At 53.7% G+C, this 2,434-nt stretch carries 3 protein-coding genes; all 3 read left to right on the top strand.

Translation table 11 applies throughout. From position 1 onward, the window contains the following. On the top strand, positions 1-675 hold a 675-nt coding region (locus PsWM33_RS27525), incomplete at its 5' end, for a GTA baseplate fiber-binding domain-containing protein (RefSeq protein ID WP_446737457.1). Positions 676-686: 11 nt separating this feature from the next. Further along, positions 687-1,454, top strand: a complete 768-nt coding sequence (locus PsWM33_RS25355) for a DUF2793 domain-containing protein (RefSeq protein WP_063302077.1) — start codon at positions 687-689, stop codon at positions 1,452-1,454. A gap of 98 nt (positions 1,455-1,552) precedes the next feature. Beyond that, positions 1,553-2,371 (top strand): MucR family transcriptional regulator, encoded by an 819-nt coding sequence (locus PsWM33_RS25350; protein ID WP_063302076.1) that lies wholly within the window; start codon positions 1,553-1,555, stop codon positions 2,369-2,371. Positions 2,372-2,434: the final 63 nt, after the last annotated feature.

Here is a 2,434-nt window from a genome sequence, read left to right as displayed (position 1 = left end):
GCGCTGGCTTCTCTTGAAGAGGATCTGGTGTTCTCTGGTGGCAATGCCATGCTGATTGAAGGGGCAGGCGGTGAATGGGAGCTGTTGCAGTTTGCCAATGCTGAGCTAATTGCTGAGCGCACCTATACCTTAAGCAAGCTGCTACGCGGGCAGCGGGGCAGTGAGCCGGGCATGGGAGCCCCTGCAGGTGCACGTGTGGTGGTGCTGGATGGCGGGATAACACAAAACGGCCTTTCCCGGTCTGAGCTGGGTTTGCCGCTTAACTGGCAAGCAGGCCGAGCCGGGGCTGGTGTGGGATCTGAGGATTACACCAGTTACCAAAAGACCTTCACCGGCCGTGGAGAGCGGCCGCTTTCGCCTGCGCATCTGCGTGCCCGTGCGCGAGCTGATGGCAGTATTGCAATAAGCTGGATAAGGCGCACGCGAACGGGCGGGGATAGCTGGGAGGTGGCAGAGGTGCCTCTTGGTGAGACTGTAGAAAGTTACACTGTTGAGATCCGGGAAGGGGGCGTTTTAAAGCGCTCCCTTTCTGCTTCCAAAGGGTCTGTTTCCTACACCTCCGCCATGCAGACGGAAGACTTTAGCGGGCCTGCATCCAGCTTTGACGTGTGGGTCTATCAACTATCAGAGGTATACGGGCGCGGCGTTCCTGCCGTTGCTCACTATGAAGCTTAAAGGGAGAACCCATGAGCACAACGGCACACCTAAACCTGCCGATGATTGCAGCTGCGCAATCGCAAAAGCATGTGACCCACAATGAGGCGTTAGCGCTGCTTGATGTGGTGGTGCAGCTTTCGGTTATCTCAAACAGCGTCATCAATCCGCCTGCAGATCCTGATGAGGGAGCGCGTTACATCGTACCTGCTGGGGCGACTGGTGCTTTTGCCAGTCATGAAAACCAGATCGCGGCCTTTAGCGCCGGGGCTTGGGAGTTCCTTGAACCGGGCTCCGGGTGGGCTGCATGGGTTGAGAGTGAAAGCGCTATGCAGATCTTTTCTGGTGGGGCATGGAGCAGCTTTTCTTCTGTGGCTGGACTGGGCACAGATCCGGGCACGGGCGGCCTTGCCTTCCAGCAAGAGAAAACTGTTTTAAGTGAAACGGACAGCAAGGCGCAAAGCCAGTTTGTAACCGTGGATGAAGAGCTAAGCCTTGCAGGTAGCAGCGTTGACAGCTCGGTTTTAATCCCTAACCGGGCAATCGTGTTTTGTGTGTCTACGCGCACGGTGGAGGCTGTGACAGGGGCAGCCTCTTATGATTGTGGCCTTGCTGGTGAGCAGTCCAAGTTTGGCGGATCGCTGGGGGCTGCAGAAGGCTCAAACAATGCCGGGGTGATTGGACCTCAGGCGTTTTATGGAGATACCGCGGTGCGGCTGACAGCCAATGGCGGTGACTTTACCGGGGGCAAGGTGCGCATTGCACTGCATTACTTCCTGCCGGTTGTTCCGCAAAGCTGAACAGCATCTAACTACAAACTACACCGGCCGCTTACAGCGGCTTTTTTTATGCCTGCTAAGGGCTTCGTTTTCGAGGTTTGTTTGTCGGGAGGAAAACTGTGCTGCACTCATCTCCAAAGGAACTGCGTTTTAAGGGTGGAAGTCGTGCTGCAAGCAAGAAAATGCGGCATGTACAGCGTGCAAAGGAACGTAGACGCATAAAGCAGGGATATCCCCGCACTACGCCATTTAAGAGCAGGGAAGAAGTAGAAGCCTATTTTTCGGAAGAGCGGCTAACTTGTCTGCTGTGCGGGAAAAAATACTTGAAACTGGGTGTTCACCTGTTGCGCATCCATGACACCACAACTGAAGACTACAAACAGAAATATGGAATTCCCAATAGAGTCGGGCTGGTTTGTTCAAGCACGTGGGAGAGATATAGCAAGCATGCAAAAGCGGTCAGTGCAGTGCATGGACAAGAGACCGCTGCGGCGGCGCGTGAGAAGCTGCGTCAAATGCCTTCAGTCACATACAAACGTCTACCTGAGTGGTTGACTGAAGAAAGGACAGAGCGAGTTCTTGCCGGAAGCGGGAGCACGCGCATTTCCCAAGAAATGATTGATCGTTTTCTTACTGCAGTTTCTGGCGGGAAAATTCCAACAGAGCTGTTTGGCAGAGAGGGATTTCCGAGCCGCTCAGGTTGGCATAGCTGGTGTAAAGAACACCCGGAAGATAAGAGGCGCTTTGTTCAAATTTGGGAGGCTTTGCCATTCCCCATTCAAGCGAAGGGGCAGCGCTTAGGGATACGATTTAAGAAGGACGTCAAAAAGCTATGGCTAAAGGGAGGCAATGCAGATCATGAAATAGCTGCGTTGTTGGGAGTGAGCACAATGGCGGTTAATCGCGTTACTTGCACTTTCAGAAAGTCAGTTAGCTAAAGAATTTTGAGTTTTGGTAATTGGAAACCACCGGCCGCATGCAGCGGCTTTTTTTGTACCTGC

This window comes from Pseudovibrio sp. WM33, assembly GCF_001623165.1.
In the GTDB taxonomy this organism is placed as follows: Bacteria; Pseudomonadota; Alphaproteobacteria; order Rhizobiales; family Stappiaceae; genus Pseudovibrio.
The sequence above is the reverse complement of the archived record's forward strand: the minus strand, read 5'-3'. Positions and strand labels throughout refer to the sequence as shown.

Coding starts and splice junctions, on each gene's coding strand:
- PsWM33_RS25355 (WP_063302077.1), top strand. CDS start 687: ATGAGCACAACGGCACACCTAAACCTGCCGATGATTGCAGCTGCGCAA.